General features: G+C 69.4%; 18 protein-coding genes and 1 tRNA gene. 10 read left to right on the forward strand and 9 right to left on the reverse strand.

Annotated elements, in window-relative coordinates:
• Window positions 1–22: 22 nt before the first annotated feature.
• The 3 genes from EDF39_RS10890 to EDF39_RS10900 are packed head-to-tail and all read left to right on the forward strand — an operon-like array spanning window position 23 to window position 3,449.
• Entirely contained in the window at window positions 23–1,603 is a 1,581-nt protein-coding gene (locus tag EDF39_RS10890; RefSeq protein ID WP_123943002.1) for an FAD-dependent oxidoreductase, read from the forward strand.
• Window positions 1,600–2,874, forward strand: a complete 1,275-nt coding sequence (locus EDF39_RS10895) for a cytochrome P450 (RefSeq protein WP_233573068.1) — start codon at window positions 1,600–1,602, stop codon at window positions 2,872–2,874. Before EDF39_RS10890 ends, EDF39_RS10895 begins: the two co-directional genes overlap by 4 nt.
• Before the next feature lie 44 nt (window positions 2,875–2,918).
• On the forward strand, window positions 2,919–3,449 hold the full coding sequence (locus EDF39_RS10900) for a cysteine hydrolase family protein (RefSeq protein ID WP_158613217.1): 531 nt from the start codon (window positions 2,919–2,921) through the stop codon (window positions 3,447–3,449).
• 38 nt (window positions 3,450–3,487) lie between these two features.
• On the opposite strand, the gene EDF39_RS10905 is transcribed toward EDF39_RS10900, so the two are convergent.
• A tRNA-Gln gene (locus EDF39_RS10905) sits at window positions 3,488–3,559 on the reverse strand.
• A 199-nt stretch (window positions 3,560–3,758) separates the two neighbouring features.
• On the opposite strand from EDF39_RS10905, the gene EDF39_RS10910 reads away from it, so the two are divergent.
• Window positions 3,759–4,259 (forward strand): MarR family winged helix-turn-helix transcriptional regulator, encoded by a 501-nt coding sequence (locus tag EDF39_RS10910; protein ID WP_123943006.1) that lies wholly within the window; start codon window positions 3,759–3,761, stop codon window positions 4,257–4,259.
• Between the two features lie 38 nt (window positions 4,260–4,297).
• Here EDF39_RS10910 and EDF39_RS10915 read toward each other — a convergent pair whose 3' ends face one another.
• From EDF39_RS10915 to glp, 5 genes are all read right to left on the reverse strand, one after another.
• Window positions 4,298–6,115, reverse strand: coding sequence for an ABC-F family ATP-binding cassette domain-containing protein (locus tag EDF39_RS10915; protein ID WP_123943008.1), 1,818 nt, complete (start codon window positions 6,113–6,115; stop codon window positions 4,298–4,300).
• 140 nt (window positions 6,116–6,255) lie between these two features.
• Window positions 6,256–6,708: a molybdenum cofactor biosynthesis protein MoaE gene (locus EDF39_RS10920; RefSeq protein ID WP_123943010.1), complete on the reverse strand. Its 453-nt coding sequence runs from the start codon at window positions 6,706–6,708 to the stop codon at window positions 6,256–6,258.
• Window positions 6,701–7,216 (reverse strand): molybdenum cofactor biosynthesis protein B, encoded by a 516-nt coding sequence (locus EDF39_RS10925; RefSeq protein ID WP_123943012.1) that lies wholly within the window; start codon window positions 7,214–7,216, stop codon window positions 6,701–6,703. The genes EDF39_RS10920 and EDF39_RS10925 overlap by 8 nt, the downstream gene beginning before the upstream one ends.
• Entirely contained in the window at window positions 7,213–7,704 is a 492-nt protein-coding gene (gene moaC / locus EDF39_RS10930; protein WP_123943014.1) for a cyclic pyranopterin monophosphate synthase MoaC, read from the reverse strand. The genes EDF39_RS10925 and moaC overlap by 4 nt, the downstream gene beginning before the upstream one ends.
• Window positions 7,697–8,980, reverse strand: a complete 1,284-nt coding sequence (gene glp / locus EDF39_RS10935; protein ID WP_233573067.1) for a gephyrin-like molybdotransferase Glp — start codon at window positions 8,978–8,980, stop codon at window positions 7,697–7,699. The genes moaC and glp overlap by 8 nt, the downstream gene beginning before the upstream one ends.
• Window positions 8,981–9,031: 51 nt before the next feature.
• Here glp and EDF39_RS10940 point away from each other — a divergent pair, with 51 nt between their 5' ends.
• Both EDF39_RS10940 and EDF39_RS10945 read left to right on the forward strand, forming a co-directional pair.
• Window positions 9,032–9,928: an MTAP family purine nucleoside phosphorylase gene (locus EDF39_RS10940; RefSeq protein ID WP_123943018.1), complete on the forward strand. Its 897-nt coding sequence runs from the start codon at window positions 9,032–9,034 to the stop codon at window positions 9,926–9,928.
• Window positions 9,925–11,001, forward strand: coding sequence for an NAD(P)-dependent oxidoreductase (locus EDF39_RS10945; RefSeq protein ID WP_123943020.1), 1,077 nt, complete (start codon window positions 9,925–9,927; stop codon window positions 10,999–11,001). The genes EDF39_RS10940 and EDF39_RS10945 overlap by 4 nt, the downstream gene beginning before the upstream one ends.
• A gap of 72 nt (window positions 11,002–11,073) precedes the next feature.
• Here the strand turns inward: EDF39_RS10945 and EDF39_RS10950 are convergent, their stop codons facing one another.
• Window positions 11,074–11,826 carry a response regulator transcription factor gene (locus EDF39_RS10950; RefSeq protein WP_233573066.1) on the reverse strand — a complete coding sequence of 251 codons (753 nt, stop codon included), beginning with the start codon at window positions 11,824–11,826 and terminating at the stop codon, window positions 11,074–11,076.
• 110 nt (window positions 11,827–11,936) lie between these two features.
• Between EDF39_RS10950 and EDF39_RS10955 the strand changes: the two genes are divergently transcribed.
• From EDF39_RS10955 to EDF39_RS10965, 3 genes are read left to right on the forward strand one after another with little or no spacing between them, the layout of a single operon-like run.
• The gene (locus EDF39_RS10955) at window positions 11,937–12,605 is read left to right on the forward strand and encodes a glycosyltransferase family 2 protein (protein ID WP_123943022.1); all 669 of its coding nucleotides are present in this window, start codon (window positions 11,937–11,939) and stop codon (window positions 12,603–12,605) included.
• Entirely contained in the window at window positions 12,602–13,231 is a 630-nt protein-coding gene (locus tag EDF39_RS10960) for a DUF2064 domain-containing protein (protein WP_123943024.1), read from the forward strand. The genes EDF39_RS10955 and EDF39_RS10960 overlap by 4 nt, the downstream gene beginning before the upstream one ends.
• Window positions 13,228–13,941 (forward strand): class I SAM-dependent methyltransferase, encoded by a 714-nt coding sequence (locus EDF39_RS10965; RefSeq protein WP_123943026.1) that lies wholly within the window; start codon window positions 13,228–13,230, stop codon window positions 13,939–13,941. Before EDF39_RS10960 ends, EDF39_RS10965 begins: the two co-directional genes overlap by 4 nt.
• Window positions 13,942–14,105: 164 nt before the next feature.
• Here the strand turns inward: EDF39_RS10965 and EDF39_RS10970 are convergent, their stop codons facing one another.
• Together EDF39_RS10970 and EDF39_RS10975 are read right to left on the reverse strand one after the other, a co-directional pair.
• Window positions 14,106–14,555, reverse strand: coding sequence for a hypothetical protein (locus EDF39_RS10970; protein WP_123943028.1), 450 nt, complete (start codon window positions 14,553–14,555; stop codon window positions 14,106–14,108).
• A complete protein-coding gene (locus EDF39_RS10975) occupies window positions 14,552–15,907 on the reverse strand; it encodes a molybdopterin-dependent oxidoreductase (protein WP_123943030.1) in 1,356 nt (451 codons plus the stop codon). Before EDF39_RS10975 ends, EDF39_RS10970 begins: the two co-directional genes overlap by 4 nt.
• Before the next feature lie 119 nt (window positions 15,908–16,026).
• Here EDF39_RS10975 and EDF39_RS10980 point away from each other — a divergent pair, with 119 nt between their 5' ends.
• A complete protein-coding gene (locus EDF39_RS10980) occupies window positions 16,027–17,484 on the forward strand; it encodes a glycosyltransferase 87 family protein (protein WP_123943032.1) in 1,458 nt (485 codons plus the stop codon).
• The last annotated feature ends 7 nt before the right edge of the window (window positions 17,485–17,491 follow it).

The following is a 17,491-nucleotide window of genomic DNA, read 5'->3' on the forward strand; positions in this document are numbered from 1 at the left end:
CGTCTCGAGAAAGAGAAGAACCATGCGAATCGCCGTTGATATGACCAAATGCCAGAGCTACGCACAGTGCGCCTTCCTGGCACCTGATGTGTTCCGGTTCGAGGGCGACGAGGCCCTCGTCTACGACCCCGACCCCGCCGAGGAGTTCCGGGCCCGCATTACGCAGTCCGCGGCAGCCTGCCCGGTGCAGGCCATTCGCCTCGACGGAGAGCACCGAAGGGCTGTGCCCAAGGCAGTGAACCCCTCGGCCCCGGCCTCCTCGGCGCTGGGCCCGTCTGCGCTGACCGAGACCGATCGCGTGGTCGTCGTGGGCGCATCGCTCGCCGGCCTGACGGCGGCGGAGGCCTTGAGGTCGGACGGGTTCCTCGGCCCGATCACACTCATAGGCGACGAGCCGGACGAACCCTACGACCGGCCGCCCCTGTCGAAACAGGTGCTGCTCGGTACGGCGTCGGCTTCGGGCACCCGCCTTCCGCAGGCCTCCGGCCTCGACGTGGAATGGCGCCTCGGCGTCGCTGCGACCGGCCTCGATGTCGACGCCCGTGCCGTTCTCCTCGCCGACGGCGCACGCGTGCCCTACGACAGGGTGCTCATCGCCACCGGAACCCGAGCCCGACCGTGGCCGGTGGCCGACGAAGCGGCTCTCGACGGAGTCTTCACCCTCCGCACTTCGGCCGACGCGGCACGGCTCCGCTCCCGCCTCGCCGCCGGACCGCGGCGAGTGCTCATCGTCGGTGGAGGCTTCACCGGCTCCGAGATCGCGTCGGCCTGCCGTCGCCTCGACCTCCCGGTCACCCTCGTCGATCGAGGCCCGGCGCCGCTCGCCCGAGCGCTCGGCGACACCGTCGCGGGCGTGCTCGCCGATGTGCAGCGCGAGCACGGCGTCGACCTGCGGTCGCTTGTCACCGTCTCCCGACTTCACTCGGACGAGAGGGGGGCGGTCGCGGCCGCCACGCTCTCGGACGGAACGACCCTCGACGTCGATCTGGTGGTAGTCGCGATCGGCGCCCTCCGGAACACCGAGTGGCTCAGCGAGTCGGGCCTGTCGGTCGGCCCGCTCGGGGTCGACTGCGACGCCACCTGCCGGGCGCTCGACAGCGACGGCACCGTACTCGACGGTGTCTTCGTGGCCGGCGATATCGCCGCCTTCCCGCACCCGTCGGGCGATGGCCGCCGAATGTCGGTGGAGCACTGGGGCAACGCCGTGGGCCAGGCCACCGTCGCCGCCGGAAACATGCTGACGGGTGCGAAGGTCCACCACGACGAGGTGCCGGTGTTCTGGTCGAACCAGTTCGGCCACGTGATCAAATCCGTCGGCATACCCGAGGCCGCAGACAGCGTGGTCATCGCTCAAGGATCCACCGAAAAGCGTTCGTTCGTCGCCGTCTACGGCGTCGGAGACCGCATGGTCGGTGCCACCGCCCTCGACCAGGTCAAGTGGCTCGAGCACTACCGGCGTGAGATCAACGACGGCGCCGCATTCCCGCCGACGGGCCGAACCGTCGACAGCCTGCCCGGTACCGACCGAAGCGTGCGCCCGCATTCCCGGGCTAGTCGCCCAACCACCATCCCCGCGAAGTCCGATGAAAGGACCACACTGTGAGCACTTCTCCCGAACCCCGCCCCGGCTGCCCCGTCACGGGCGGCTCCCCCACCGCCACGGCGGTGTGGAACGAATTCCTCGACCACGACAACCGCGCCGACCCGTATCCGGTCTATGCCCGCCTTCGTGATGCCGCGCCGGTTCAGCGCCTCGACGACGGGGCGTTCCTCGTCACGGGCTACGACGAGATCCTCGAGGTCGTCCATGATCCGCGGATCAGCTCCAACCCGCTCGCCGGCCGAGACGACACCGAGGGGGCCGCCCCCGGCCTCACGTCCGCGTTCGTCATGCAGGATCCCCCGGAACACGACCGCCTGCGCCGTCAGACCATGCGACACTTCGGCCCTCCTCATCACGCCGGCTACATCGACTCGCTCCGCGACGACATCACGCAGACGGCGACCACGCTCATTGACGCGTTCCCCGCATCCGGCACCCTCGATCTCGTCGAGGCCTTCGCCTACCCGCTTCCGGTCATGATGATCTGCGACGTGCTCGGCGTTCCCCACGAAGACGAGCCGCGCTTCCATGCCTGGAGCATGGCGATCATCGCGCCTCCTGAGGCCACGACACCCGAAGAGGCTGAAAGGCTGCAGGCGGAGGCGTCACGGGCAACCAGTGAACTCGGGGCCTATCTCGCCCAGCTTGCCGAGGTCCGTCGCGGAACACCCCAGGGCGATCTCCTGTCGGGACTTGTCAACGACACCGGCCCGGATGGCGCGATGTCGACCAGCGAGATGATCAGCACCACCATCATGCTGCTGATCGGCGGGCACGAGACCACGGTCAACATGATCGCCAACGGCGCGCTCACTCTGCTGCGGCACCCGGAGGCCCTCGACCGGCTTCGCGCGGACCCGAGCACGATGCCACTCGTCTTCGAAGAGTTGCTTCGGCTGGAGCCGCCCGCCCAGGTCACACCGAAGTACATCGCTCTCGAGGATGTGCGTATCGGCGACGTGACGATCACGAAAGGGTCCCCCGTCTGGATTGCCTGGGCCGCCGCCAACCGCGATCCCCGACACTTCGCCGATCCCGATCGGTTCGACCCCGAGCGGGAGAATCGTGACCACCTCGGATTCGGCGCCGGCATCCACGCGTGCTTCGGAGCGCCCCTCGCCCGCCTCGAGACCCAGATCGCCCTGGCCGAACTCTTCTCGCGACTCGAGAACGTGCGCCTCGTCGAAGACCCGCCGCCCTATCGCCGCAACCCCCTTCTGCGCGGTCCGAGTCGACTCGACATCACCTTCGACGGCATCACAGCACCGTGACCAGCCCGACGAACGAAAGTAGAGACCACGACACAATGGTGAACATGAGCGAGATCATCTCTTCCGGTGCTGCCCTCGTCGTCGTCGATATGCAGGTCGGCACGTTGGCGAACGCACGCTCGCAACCCGCCGACCGGCTCATCGTCGAGGTGGGGCGAGCGATCAACGACTTCCGAGAGGCGGGTCGACCGGTGGTTTTCGCGATCTCGACCGGCACACCGCCGGGCATAACCCAGTACGGATCGCAAGGGCGAACCTGGCCGAGCACCGACACCGAGCTCGTCGACGGCATTCAGGCGCAGGAAGACGAGCTGATCATCCACAGGGCCGCGTGGAGCGCCTTCGCGAACACGGAGCTCCATGAGCACCTGACGGCCGCGGCTGTAAACCAGGTCGTCATCGTGGGCATCGCGACAACCTTCGGGGTCGAATCGACGGCCAGGTCTGCCGCCGACCTCGGCTACGACGTCGTCGTGCTCGCCGAGGCCGTCTCCGATCCGGATCCCGCCGGTCACGACCGCACCCTCACCCGGGTCATCCCCGCCCTGGGTCGAGTTCTCTCGCTCGGAGGCTAGAAGACTCGGAGGCCGCCACATCACTGACTAGCCCGAAGCTCCGCCTCCAGGACTCGAACCTAGACCTAACAGCTCCAAAGGCTGTCGTGCTGCCATTACACCAAGGCGGACCACGCCCGGAGGCGCCGGACCATTCTGCCAGATCGCGGCTCCGGTTTTGGGGCGGGGCCCCGTGGGCGCGCGACAGGTGCGAGTGGGCGGGTGTTATCCGGAGTCGGCGGGTGCTGCAGCCCTCGCCGACCCTCAACGACACCCGCCCACTCCGACCGGCACCGGCGGCACACCGAGACCACGCGACATAATGGCCCGATGCCCGAAGAACAGCGCGACGAGGTCGACCGGATCGTCGCCAGCTGGAACCGCGAGCGCCCCGACCTCGACTTCGAGCCCCTGCACGTTCTGTCGCGCGTAGGCCGGCTCGCGAAGCACCTCGACCGCGAGCGCCGCGCCGCGTTCACCGCGAGCAACCTCGAATCATGGGAGTTCGACGTGCTGAGTGCCCTTCGCCGCGCCGGATCGCCCTACGCGCTCTCGCCGAAGGCCCTGCTCACGCAGACACTCGTGTCGAGCGGGACGATGACCAACCGGATCGACCGCCTGGTCGGGCGGGGCCTGGTCGCGCGGAACACCGATCCGAGCGACGGGCGCGGGATCCTGGTGTCTCTGACAGACGACGGTCGCAGTGCTGCCGACGCTGCCATCACCCGGCTCGTCGAGGCCGAACGCAGCCTGCTCGGCGACCTCTCATGCGCCGACCGCGAGATGCTCGCCGGGCTGCTGCGCTCGCTGTCGCTCACCCTCGGCGCCTAGAAGCCGGGCCGAAACCGAAGGATCCGGCCCACCCCCGCTCAGCCCTCGAGCTTCTCGCTCACTGCGAGCCATGCCAGCTCCAGCTCGTCGGCCTTGACCTCGATCGCGGCCACCTTCTTCTGCAGCTCTCCGAGCCCCACGTAGTCGTTCTGGTCGTGGGCGGCGAACTGGTCGAGGAGCGTCTGGCGCTCGGCGGCAGCCTTCTGCATGCGACGGTCGAGCGAGGCGCGCTCCTTCTCGGCGTTGCGCTTCTCGGCACCGCTCAGCCCCGAGGCCTTGGCCGCCGCGGTGACGGTCGCCGAGGCTCCCTGCGTCGCGGTGGGCCGGTCGGTCGCCTCGCCCGCGCCGCTAACGGCGATGCGGCGCAGCTCGAGATACTGGTCGACGCCCCCGGGCAGGTGGCGCATCTCGCCGCCGAGCACGGCGTACTGCATGTCGGTGACGCGCTCGAGCAGGTACCGGTCGTGGCTGACGACGAGGAGCGTGCCGGGCCAGGTGTCGAGGAGGTCTTCCATCGCCGCGAGCATGTCGGTGTCGAGGTCGTTGGTGGGCTCGTCGAGGATCAGCACGTTCGGCTCGTCGAGCAGGATCAGCAGCAGCTGGAGACGGCGCTTCTGACCACCCGACAGGTCTTTGACCGCGGTCTGCAGCTGCGGGGTGGTGAAGCCCAGACGTTCGAGGAGCTGACCGGGCGTCAATTCTTTGCCGCCCGAGACGTACGACGAGCGGTAGCGGGAAACGACCGTGTTGACGCGCTCGTTCGCGAACTCGTGGAGGTCGGCGAGCTGCTGGTCGAGCACGGCGAACTTGACCGTCTTGCCGCGGGTGACGCGACCCGTCGTCGGCAGAACCGCCCCGGTGACGAGCTTCAGCAGTGTCGACTTGCCGGCGCCGTTGACGCCGAGAATGCCGGTGCGCTCGCCCGGAGCGATGCGCCACTCGATGTCTTTGAGCACCTTGCGCTCGCCGTAGTCCACCGACACGTCAATGATGTCGACGACCTGCTTGCCGAGGCGCGACGTGGCCATCTGCGACAGCGAGACCTTGTCTCGCACGGGAGGCTCGTCGGCGATGAGCGTCTCGGCCGCCTCGATGCGGAACTTCGGCTTCGCGGTGCGCGCGGGGGCACCGCGGCGCAGCCACGCGAGCTCCTTCTTCATCAGGTTCTGGCGCTTGGCCTCGGAAACGGAGGCCGATCGGTCGCGCTCGACGCGCTGCAGTACATAGGCCGCGTAGCCGCCCTCGAAGGGCTCGACGATGCCGTCGTGCACCTCCCAGGTGTCGGTCGAGACCTCGTCGAGGAACCACCGGTCGTGAGTCACGACGACGAGCGCACCTTCGCGCGGCGACCAGCGGCGCTTGAGGTGCTCGGCGAGCCAGGCGACACCCTCGACGTCGAGGTGGTTGGTGGGCTCGTCGAGGAAGAGGACGTCCCAGTCGCCGACGAGGAGAGCTGCGAGCGCGACGCGGCGGCGCTGGCCTCCCGAGAGGGCGCCGATCGTGGAATCCCAGGGGATGTCGGTGGCGAGGCCCGAGATGACGTCGCGGATGCGGGCGTTGCCGGCCCACTCGTGCTCGTCGCGGTCGCCGACGATGACCTCGCTCACGATGGAGTCGAGGGGCAGGATGTCGCGCTGGTCGAGCACGCCCATGGTGATGCCGCGGCGGCGGGTGACGCGGCCGGAGTCGGGCTCCATGCGGCCGGCCAGCAGCGACATGAGGGTCGATTTGCCGTCGCCGTTGCGGCCGACGACGCCGATGCGCGAGCCCTCGTCGATTCCGAGGGTCACGCCTTCGAAGATCACACGGGTGGGGAATTCGAGGTGAAGCGCTTCAGCGCCGAGAAGGTGGGCCACCCGTCAAGGGTAGGCGGTGTGAGTGCGGGCTTCGACCGCCAGACCCGCACGATCGGCGTAAACACCTGCCCTAGGAGAGATGTTTATGCCGCCGAAGCGGGTCTGAGCCGATCGCGCGGGTCTGAGCCGATCGCGAGGGTCTAGCCGAGCGACGCCACCCACTCGCTCGTGCCGTCGGTGAAGTCCTGTTTCTTCCAGATCGGCACGCGGGCCTTGATCTCGTCGATCAGCAGCGCGCATGCGGCGAACGCCTCGGCCCGGTGGGCGCTCGAGACCGCGGCGGCGAGCGCGACGTCGCCGATGCCGAGCGGCCCGGTGCGGTGCTCGACTGCGATGGCCACTTCGGGATGAGCCCGAGCGATGTCGGCCGCGACCCCCGCGAGCACGTCGCTCGCGCTGGGGTGCGCCTCGTATTCGAGCGCGGCGACCCCGCGGCCGTCGTCGTGGTCGCGGACGACGCCCTCGAACGTGACGACGGCACCGGCCGTCGCCTCGTGCACGAGCGCCGAACAGGCCGCCACGCTGAGCGGGTCGGCAGTCACCCGGGCGAGGAGCACGCGGGGCTCAAGGATCTGACGCACGTCGTCATCCATGCCCGCCACCGCCGAGCTGGTCGAGGAGGTGGTCGAGCACACCGCCGAGAACGTCGAGGCCGTCGCGCACTCCCCCGGGTGATCCGGGGAGGTTGACGACGAGAGTGCGGCCGGCGATTCCGACGAGCCCGCGCGAGAGGAGTGCAGTGGGAGTGTGCGCGACACCTCGGCGCCGAAGCTCTTCTTCGAGCCCGAGGAGGCGCTTGTCGAGCAGCGGCGCAGTCATCTCGGGAGTGGCATCGGTGGGAGTCACACCCGTGCCACCCGTCGTGATGATGACCGAGACGGGCTGGGCGATGCCGCCGATGAGGGCCTGGCCGACCGGCTCGCCGTCGGCGACAACCGCGGGGTCGTCGAGAGTGAAGGAGCGCTCGCGGAGCCAGGCGGCGATGACCGGGCCGGTGCGATCTTCGGCTTCGCCCCGGGAAGCACGGGTCGAGGCGACGATGACGAGGGCCGTCCGTGGCACGACGACCGGAGCGGAAGCCGTAGAGAGTGGGTCGGTCATTGCGCGCCCTTCGAGTCGCGAGCCCAGTCGCCGCTCTTGCCGCCGGACTTCTCGAGCACCTGGATCGCCTCGATCACGGCGAACTTGTCGACCGCCTTGATCATGTCGTACAGGGTCAGGGCGGCGACGGAGGCGGCGGTCAGCGCCTCCATCTCGACACCGGTCACGCCTCGCGTCGACACGGTCGCGAGAATGCGCACCGACTCGTCGGCCGGTTCGAAGTCGATCGTGACGGAGCCGATCGGGAGCGGATGGCAGAGCGGAATGAGGCTCGACGTCTGCTTGGCCGCCATGATTCCGGCGACGCGGGCCGTGCCGAGCGCCTCACCCTTCGGCAGGGAGCCGTCGGCGATCCGCGCGACGACGTCGGATCGCGTGCGAAGCACGGCCTGTGCCGTCGCGACACGCTTGGTCTCGGCCTTCTCGGTCACGTCGACCATGTGGGCGCTGCCGTCGGCGCGCACGTGCGACAACTCTGAATCACTCATCGAGGGCCCACACTACGACCTCGTCGCCCGGCTCGACCCGTGAGACTCCGACCGGGATGTGCGCGAGCACGGTGGCCTGCGCGTAGTGGTGCAGCAGGTGCGAGCTCGGGCCGCCGACGAAGTGAACCCGGCCGTCAGCGTCGAGCCTGGCGCGACGGATCTGGTGCTTGCCGGGCGGCGAGTCGGCGGCCTCGGCGAGAGGCGCCCGACGATCGCGGTCAGCGACGATGGAGTGTGCTCCGCGGGCCAGCGGCACATGGAGAAACGCCTCGAAGGAGACGAGTGCGCTGACGGGGTTGCCGGGAAAGCACACGATCGGAATCGAGCCGTGCCCGGTCTCGACCGCGCCCCAGCCCTGCGGCCCGCCCGGCTGCATCGCCACCGAGGCGAATTCGACGCCGCGGTCGTGAAGCGCCTCGCGGACGACCTCGTACGCGCCAGCGCTGACACCGCCGGTCGTCACGACGAGGTCGATGGCGGCACCGTCGGCGGTCGTGGGGTCGGCCCCGTCGAGGCCTTGGATGAACGCGAGGAAGTCGTCGACGTCGTCGGTCGCCTGGTAGGTGGAGACGTGCACCCCGAGGGAGGCGATCGCCGACCCCAGGGCGGCCGTGTTGGCGTCGTGAATCTTTGCCGCGCCAAGGTTGCCCGGGCCCGTCGCCAGCTCGGCCCCCGTCGAGACGAGCATCACGCGAAGCGGGGCGATCACCTCGACCGTCTCGACACCCGACGACGCGAGCACACCCCAGTGCGCCGGTCGCAGAACCGTGCCGCGCTCCTGCAGAACAGACCCGCCCGGAAGATCGGAGCCGCGAGACCGGACGAACTGGCCGGCGGGGACCGGCCCCGGCAACGTGACAGAGAACGGGCCCGCCGCCTCGTCGAGAAACCGCGGCGGATCGGCGAGCTCGATCTGGACGACGGCGTCGGCGCCGTCGGGAATCGCGGCGCCGGTCATGATGGGGGCGGCCGTACCGGCGAGAAGCGGTGGCGGGGCGACGCCGGCCGGGATCCTTCGCCCGACGGTCAGCGCCCGAGGCCCCGCTGCGAGGTCGGACGAGCGCACCGCATAGCCGTCCATCTGGGAGTTGTCGAACGGCGGCAGATCGAGCGGCGCGATCACGTCGTGCGCGAGCTCGCGCCCGCGAGAGGCCGGGCCGAGCGACAAAGACCCGGAGGCAGCCGCCGTGACAGGCAGAAACTCGGTGCCCCGCGACGCGAGAGCCGCCTCGACCAGCTCGGAGATCGCTCGCTGATGCTCTTCGATCGTGCGCACTCGCACCTCGCTTTCACTCTCGGACGGGGCTGTCCCAGTAGTCTCGCATTCATGTCGCAGGCACCTCGGGAGTTGTCCACAGGCGCGCTTCCCCGCGTCGACGTCGCCGTGATCGGCGGCTCCGGTCTCTATTCACTGTTCCCGCGCGGGGCGTCCGACGAGGTCATCGTCGACACCCCGTACGGCCCCACGTCGAGCCCCGTCTCGATCGGCGAGCTCGGCGGCAAACGCGTCGCCTTCCTCACCCGGCACGGCGGCGACCACTCGGTGCCGCCGCACCAGATCGGGTATCGCGCAAACATCTGGGCCCTTGCAGCTCTCGGCGCCAAGGCGATCGTGTCGTCGTCGGCCGTCGGCGGCGTGCACCCCGACTACCCGCCGGGAACGATGGTCATCACCGACCAGTTCATCGACCGCACCTGGGGCCGTGCCGACACCTTCTACGACCAGGGATCGGTGCAGCACCTGTCCGCTGCCGACCCGTTCGACCCGACCCTGCGCGATCTCGCGGTCGACGCGCTCGCGAAAGAACTCGGATCCTTCGCCCCGTCCGGCACCTGCGTCGTGATCCAGGGCCCGCGGTTCTCGACCCGCGCCGAGTCGCTCTGGTGGCGGCAGGCCGGGGCCCACACCGTCAACATGACGATGGTGCCCGAGGTGCCTCTCGCCGGCGAGCTCAACATCGGCACCGTCAACCTCTCGTTCGTCACCGACGCCGACGCGGGGCTGGCCCCGAGCGACGACGACGCGGAGGCGGACGTCGAGACGGTCAGCCACGGACTCGTGATGGCCCGCCTGGCCGAGGCGCAGCCGCTCATCGTCGCGGCGATCGAGCGCATCGTCGCGTCCATCCCGAGCGACTTCACGCCGCGCCAGCTGATCCCCGCCGAGGCGGTCGACGCGGTTCTCGCGCGTCCCGTCTCGGGCGATCCGAGGCTTCCCGAATGACCGAAGGATCCGCGCCCACCGCCCCTCTGCTCCTCGTCACCGGCAGTGCAGGGTTCATCGGCTCGGCCGTCGTCGATGCCGCCCTCGAGCGCGGCTGGCGGGTGCGGGTGCTCGACTCCCTGCGGCCGGACGTCCACGGCGGGCCAGCCCCGATCGACCCTCGGGTCGACTTCCGTCGCGACGACGTCCGCGACGTCACCGCCGTCGACGAGGCTCTGCTCGGCGTCGACGCGGTGTGCCACCAGGCCGCGAAGGTCGGTCTCGGCGTCGACTTCCAAGACGCCCCCGACTATGTCTCGTCGAACGACCTCGGCACCGCCGTGCTGCTCGCAGCGATGGCTCGCGCGGGCGTCGGCCGTCTCGTGATCGCCTCGTCGATGGTGGTCTACGGCGAGGGCGCCTACCGCGGCCCCTCCGGCATCGTGCGCCCCGCGCCTCGCCGCATCGCCGACCTCGATGCCGGCATCTTCGATCCGCGCGACGACGCCGGCGATCTGCTCGCACCCGAGCTCATCGCCGAAGATGCGCAGCTCGACCCGCGCAACGTCTACGCCACGACGAAGCTCACCCAGGAGCACCTCGCTACGGCGTGGGCCCGCAGCACCGGCGGTCGCGCCGCGGCCCTCCGCTACCACAACGTCTACGGCCCCGGCATGCCGCAGAACACCCCCTACGCCGGAGTCGCCTCGCTGTTCCGCTCGGCGCTCGAACGCGGCGAGGCTCCCCGCGTGTTCGAAGACGGCGCCCAGCGACGCGACTTCGTGCACGTGCGCGACATCGCCTCGGCGAACATCGCCGCCCTGGAGTGGACGCGAGATCAGGATCCGACGGCTTACCGAGCCTTCAACGTCGGCAGCGGAATCGTCCACACCATCGGAGAGATGGCTGCCGCTCTTGCCCTCCACGCGGGCGGGCCTTCGCCGATCGTGACCGGCGAGTACCGGTCAGGAGACGTCCGCCACATCACCGCCTCCTCGGAGCGACTGCGGCGGGAACTCGGCTGGGAGCCGAGCGTGTCGTTCGACGAGGGCATGCGCGAGTTCGCAACCGCCCCGTTGCGCGCGAGCGTCTAGCCCCACCGGCCTCTCCGGCGACGGTCGATGCCACGCACGCCTAGCCGGTGACGAACAGCAAGTCCTCACGGCTCACGAGTGCGCCGTGCCCGGCGTGAACCGGTAGCCCACCCCCCAGACCGTGAGCAGGTGCGTCGGCGAGGCGGGATCGTCTTCGATCTTCTCGCGCAGACGCCGCACGTGGACGGTGACCGTCGAGTAATCGCCGACCTCCCACCCCCAGACGGATCGGAGCAGCTCATCTCGGCGGAATACTCGATCGGGGTGCGTGATCAGGTGCGCGAGGAGGTCGTGCTCTCGAGCCGTCAGAGTGAGGGTCGTGTCGCCGACCGTGATCTCTCGGCGAGCTCGATCGAGACGGAAACGCCCCGCCTCGATCGTGGCCGGGGGCTCTTCGGGTGACGAGGTGCGCCGAAGAACAGCCTCGACCCGGAGCAGGAGCTCGCGCGGGGAGAACGGCTTGACGAGATAGTCGTCGGCTCCCACCTCGAGGCCGGAGATGCGATCGTGCTCCTCGCCCAGGTCGGCCAGCATGATGATGGGCACGTCGGCGAGGAGGCGGATTCGCCGGCAGGCCTCCAGCCCGTCGATGCCCGGCAGCATCCGGTCGAGCAGCACGAGATCGGGTCGCGTCTCGCGAACCGCCTCGACGGCGTCGATCCCGTCGACGACCAGGCGCGCAGCGTGCCCGTTCGCCCGCAGAGACGACACGAGCACGTCGGCGGTGACCGGATCGTCTCCGACGACGAGAATGCTCCGCCGAGCTGGGCCCGATGAGCGAGAGGCGGGCTTGAGCGAAGGCGCGACCATCGGTGAATACGACATGTTTAACATGTTACAGATCGGTTACCGAGAGGCTTCAGGCTCATCGTTTCGTTCGACTTCTGTAATACCTCGGGCGGCCCAAGACCCCCGCCGCCCCGTACTCTCAGGGAATGCCGTTTTCTACCGTCGACGTCGTCTTGCCCTGCCTCGACGAAGCTGCCGCCCTTCCCGGCGTCCTCTCCCGGCTGCCCGAGGGCTACCGCGCGATCGTCGTCGACAACGGCTCGACCGACGGTTCAGCCGACGTAGCCCAAGCCCATGGGGCACTCGTCGTGACCGAACCCCGGCGCGGCTTCGGGTCGGCGGCCCACGCCGGCCTCCTCGCGGCAACGGCACCACTCGTCGCTTTCTGCGATGCCGACGGCTCGATGGATCCGGGCGATCTCCCTCGGCTCGCCGCCCCCGTGCTGGCCGGAGAATTCGAACTGACGCTCGGCCGCCGCCGCCCGACCACCCGCGGTGCCTGGCCTCTCCACGCGCGGTTCGCCAATCTCGTTCTCGCCCGCCTGATGCGCAGGGCCTCCGGTGTGGCCCTCCACGACCTCGGTCCCCTCCGAGTCGCCTCCCGAGAGGGGCTTCTGGCCCTCGACCTCCAGGATCGCCGAAGCGGCTACCCGCTTGAAATGGTGCTCCGTGCCTCCGAGGCGGGCTGGCGCATCCGCGAACTCGACATCGACTACTCCCCCCGGGTTGGGCGCAGCAAAGTCACCGGAACGGTGCGCGGAACGATTCGCGCAATCAAAGACATGTCGAGACTCCTCCGCGAGGCACGAGCATGACGACCCTGGTGGTGATCGCAAAGGAGTGTCTTCCCGGCAAGGTCAAGACGAGGCTGCACCCGCCGCTGACACTCGAGCAGGCAGCGGAGGTGGCCGCTGCCAGCCTCGGTGACACCCTGCTCGCTACCGATTCGCTGCCGGCGAGCCGTCGGATCCTGCTGTTCGATGGCAACCGACCGCCGGTCGGCTCCGAACAGTTCGATGTGATCCCTCAGACGACCGGCCCCCTCGACGAGCGGATCGCTGCGCTCTTCGAACTGGTCACCGGGCCGACCGTGCTCATCGGCATGGACACCCCTCAGCTGGTCCGCGACGACCTCGCCCCCGCCTTCGACGGTGAGTGGCCGGACGACATCGACGCCTGGTACGGCGCCTCGACGGATGGCGGGTTCTGGGCCCTCGGCCTGCGCGACCCCGACGGCTCACTCGTGCGCGGCGTGCCCATGTCGCGAGACGACACCGGGGCTCACCAGCTGGCCCGCCTCGCCGACGCCGGACTCCGAGTGAGCAGACTCCGCACCCTGACCGACGTCGACCACATCGACGATGCGATCGCCGCTGCCGCAGCCGCTCCCGACGGCCGATTCGCCGCCGTGCTAAACGACGCGCTCGGGAGCACCGAATGACCATCGCCGAACTGGGCCGCGAGGCCACCTTCGGTGCCGGCGGCGCCGAGCCGTACGCGCACGCGCTGCGCCGCGAAGGGCGCCTGACTCTCGTCCGTTCCGATGCGGGCGGCGAGACTTCAGGATCCCACGGCGAAGGATCCACCGAACCGAGCTCGGGCGACTACGACCTCGGCCGCTGGATGGCAGCCGCCGACGATGTCGACCGTGCCCTGCTCGCGGCCGAGCGTGGCCCCGTGCTCGACATCGGCTGCGGGCCGGGTCGCATGGTCGAGGCCGGAATCGCGCTGGGTCTCGTCGCTCTCGGCATCGACGTCTCTTCGGCCGCCGTCGCGGTCGCCAGGAACGCCGGTCTCCCCGTGCTGCGCCGAACGGTCTTCGAGCGCCTGCCCCGCGAACGTCACTGGGGTACGGCCCTCCTGCTGGATGGCAACATCGGAATCGGCGGCGACCCCGTGCGCTTGCTGAACCGCTGCCGCGAGTTGCTGTCTGCGACCGGCGCCGTCATCGTCGAGGCCTCCCCGCGGGACGAGGCCGACTCCGTCTTCTCGGCGCACGTCGTCGACGATCACGGTCGCGCCTCCTCGGACTTCCCCTGGGCCGAGGTCGGCGCCGACGCCATGGCGCGCCATGCTGCCTCGGCCGGCCTGCGGGTCGACCAGGAGTGGCGCATCGACGGGCGCGTGTTCGCCCGGCTGGTTCGCGCGTAGGCGCTGGTGCTCCTGGGGTGTGGAGGCGTTCTCAGCTGCATTGCCTCACGCGAGCCGGAGTCGGCGGGTGTTATGAGCAGTGGGCGGGTGCTCCAGCACCCGCCCACTCTCAATAACACCCGCCCACCTACTCGAAAGCGGCGAGCCCCCACCAGGCCAACCCTCTACGACCGAACGATCCGATCCCGCTCGGCCCGCCGACGCACCACCCGCAGGTACACCACGATGGCGAGCGCAGCCAGCACGGCGATAACCGCCCACAGGATCGCCAGCCGGTTGGCATAGTCGAACGGCAGCACCGTTACGTTCTTCGGGCCCTTGGCCTTGCGGATGATCTCGGGCACGACGACGAGGGTGAAGATCGAGCCGACGACGATGGCGCCCTGGATGATGCCGATGACGGCGGGCCGGACCCTGCGACCGCGTTTGCGCATCGCGAGGCTGATGGCGACGACAGCCGGCGAGATGATGCCGTCGTGGATGATCACGGCGCCGATCAGCCAGGTGACCAGACCCCAGATGTTTTTGGGCTTGACGGTATCGACCATGACGTAGGCGCCGAACAGGATCGCCGCCGCTCCCAGGCCGAGAAGGATTCCGCGAGCGATCTTCACGACAGCACCTCCAGTCGGCTCAACCATTTGGTTTGAAGCACACCGGGGCGGCCCGGAGCGATCATGCGCGCCGGATACCCGTGCTCGATGTCGAGCCGGGCGCCGTTGAGGTGGAGGGCGACCAGGGTGTTCTCGTCGCGCACGTATTCGGCTCCCATGAGGGTCACCCGGTAGCCGCCCTTCTTCTCAAGGCTGGTGATGCGCAGGCTGTCGGAGTCGCTCGCGCCGACCAGCGCGACGATGTCGCGCAGTCGCGGGCCTCTCCAGTCGGCCATCTGGCTCCAGCCCTCGACGCAGGAGATCGGCAGCGCGGCGTCGTGCTGGGGCAGCGCCTGGAGGTCGGCGAGCGAGAACGTGCGAGACGAGGATCCGCGAACCACCGTGAGCTCCCACCCCGGGTCGGTGGCGGTCTCGAGCACCTGGGCGGCCGCCGCGGTGCGGTTGATCGGCAGATCGTTCGGGCCGAGGCCGTTCTTGCGCGGCGCGAAGGCGTTGATCGGTGAGAGCGGGGTGGCCGACTGGCCCGCCGTCAGAGCGACGAGGCCGGCCGTGGTGACGCCGACGGCACCGAAGAACGCACGGCGAGAGGTCTTCGGGTCGATGGTGGGAGTGCGGTCGATCCACTCGAAGACGCGGCCGATGAGACCGGACGGGGCGCGAGCGGCGACGACCTCGCGGGTGACGTCTTCGGGCAGGACGATCCGCGGATCCTTGAGGTCGTCGGGGTCGACGCCCATCGTCGCGAGCTTCTCGCGCGCCACCCGCTGGGTCGTGGGCGGGACCTCGTCGACTCCGACGCTCTCGTCGACGAGGAAGCGGCCCTCGGCGTCGTAGCTGTCGCGCCCCCGCCAGTAGCGAGCGATGATCGGCAGTTTGACGCCGATGTGCACCGCCAGCGAACCGATGATCACGTACGAGAGCGCGTAGTGAACCTGCTTGAAGGGGAACGGCCACGGGTAGTACTGGAAGGTGTTCAGCAGGCCGGTGAAGATCTGGACGAGCGACGCCGCGACGAAGAGCGCGATCGAGGCGCGCTCGAGGATCTGCACGGGAGACGAGATCGGCGGGTACTTGAACAGCTGCGGGAACACCGCGTAGAGCTTGCCGAACAGCAGCGGGAAGCAGGCGATGCCGGCGGTGATGTGGATGCCCTGAGTCCAGCGGTAGAGCGACACGGGCCTCGTCGGGAACGACATCCAGGCCGCGGGCTCTTGGAGGAAGTGGCTGTAGAGGCCGGTGCCGAGGCAGATGACGAAGGCCAGACCGAGGAGCCGGCCCATCACCACTGCCGTCCGCGCGTTGCGGTTCGGCGAAGTCATCGACCGTCGGAGCCCGTAGAGCAGTTCTCGCATACTGAATCTCACCATGATCGGGAGGAGCGGCGGCCCGTTTCAAGCGGATCGGCTCGAGATGTCACAGTCGCGTAAGGGGTTCGGACCGGAACGCCCTTCGGTTCGGGCAGAGTAGAAGCGTGCGCACCTTTCTCGCCCTGCTCGGCTCGGCCGTCGTCGCCGCGACCATCGCCTGGGGCGTCGTGACGCTCGGCTTCTACAAGCCGGGAGTGGGGCATTCGTTTCAGATCTGGACCATCGTCTGCTGGTTGCTGTTCGTCGGCGCGGTCGTGCTTCTGCGACGGGTGCCCGCGCGATCCGCCACGGTCGTCGTGCTCATCGGTTCGGCGCTCATCGGCGGCGCCGCCATCGCGGGGCCACCGAACACGAGCACCGACTCGGCCCGATACGCGTGGGATGGCATCGTGCAGAACGCCGGCGTCTCGCCCTACGCCCATGCGCCCAACTCGGCTGCGACGGCCCGGCTGAAGCCGGAATGGCTGTTCCCGACGCCGACGACCGCGTCCGACGGCACCCAGCAGTGCATTGGCACCCGCATCATGACCACGCACGAGAAGGGGTCAGGAGACCTCCTGTGCACGGCGATCAACCGACCCCGGGTCTTCACCATCTACCCGGCGGCGGCCGAGCTCTACTTCGCCGCCGTGCGCGCGGTCGTGCCGGTCGAGGCCGAGTATTGGCCACTGCAGGCATCGGGGCTGCTCATCAGCCTGGCGATTACCGCGGGGCTCCTCGTGCTGCTGCGACGCCGCGGACTCGATCCGCGCTGGGCCGCGCTCTGGGGGTGGTGCCCGCTCGTCGCCTCCGAAGCCGTCACGAACTCGCACGTCGACCTGCTCGCCGCGGGGTTCGGTCTGCTCGCGACGGCACTGGTGGCGACCGAGAGCGTCTCCCGGCTCCGGCGATGGGGTGGCGGGGCGGCGCTCGGAGCGGCCATCGCCGTCAAGCTGATCCCCGTCGTCGCGGCTCCGGCCCTTCTCCGCCGCAAACCCCTGCCGGTGATCGCCGGTTCGATCGCGGCGTTCGTGCTCCTGTACGTGCCCTACATCATCTCGACCGGGCCGAAGGTGCTCGGCTATCTGCCCGGCTACCTGCAGGAGGAGGGGGTCAACGACGGCTCGCGGTTCGCACTCGTCTATCTCCTGGTTCACGGCACGGCGACGACCGTTCTGGCGCTCCTCATTCTCGCGGCGGTCGCCGTCATCGTGTGGCGGACCTCCGACGTCGACACCGTCTGGCTCGGGCAGCTGGTGATGATCGGGGCGTTCCTCTTCGTACTGAGCCCCCGCTACCCCTGGTACGCCTTGCTGCTGATCCCGTTCGTCGCCATGACCGGACGCATCGAGTGGCTGGCGCTGGCGCTGGCCATCTCGATCCGGCAGTTCTGGCCCTACAACTACGTGCGCGCCTCGACCCTCGGCGTCGCCCTCGTGCTCATCATCGTGGTCAGCATCCGGCGATCCGGGCCGGGCTGGCGGGGCAGGATCCGCGACCGCGCCGCGAGTGAATGGCGCCTCGTGACGCGCCGCCCGCCGCTCGCCGCGATCGGCCACACGCCCGCAGAGAACACCCCGTAGGCTCCGC

Source organism: Frondihabitans sp. PhB161 (assembly GCF_003814635.1).
Taxonomy (GTDB): domain Bacteria; phylum Actinomycetota; class Actinomycetes; order Actinomycetales; family Microbacteriaceae; genus Frondihabitans.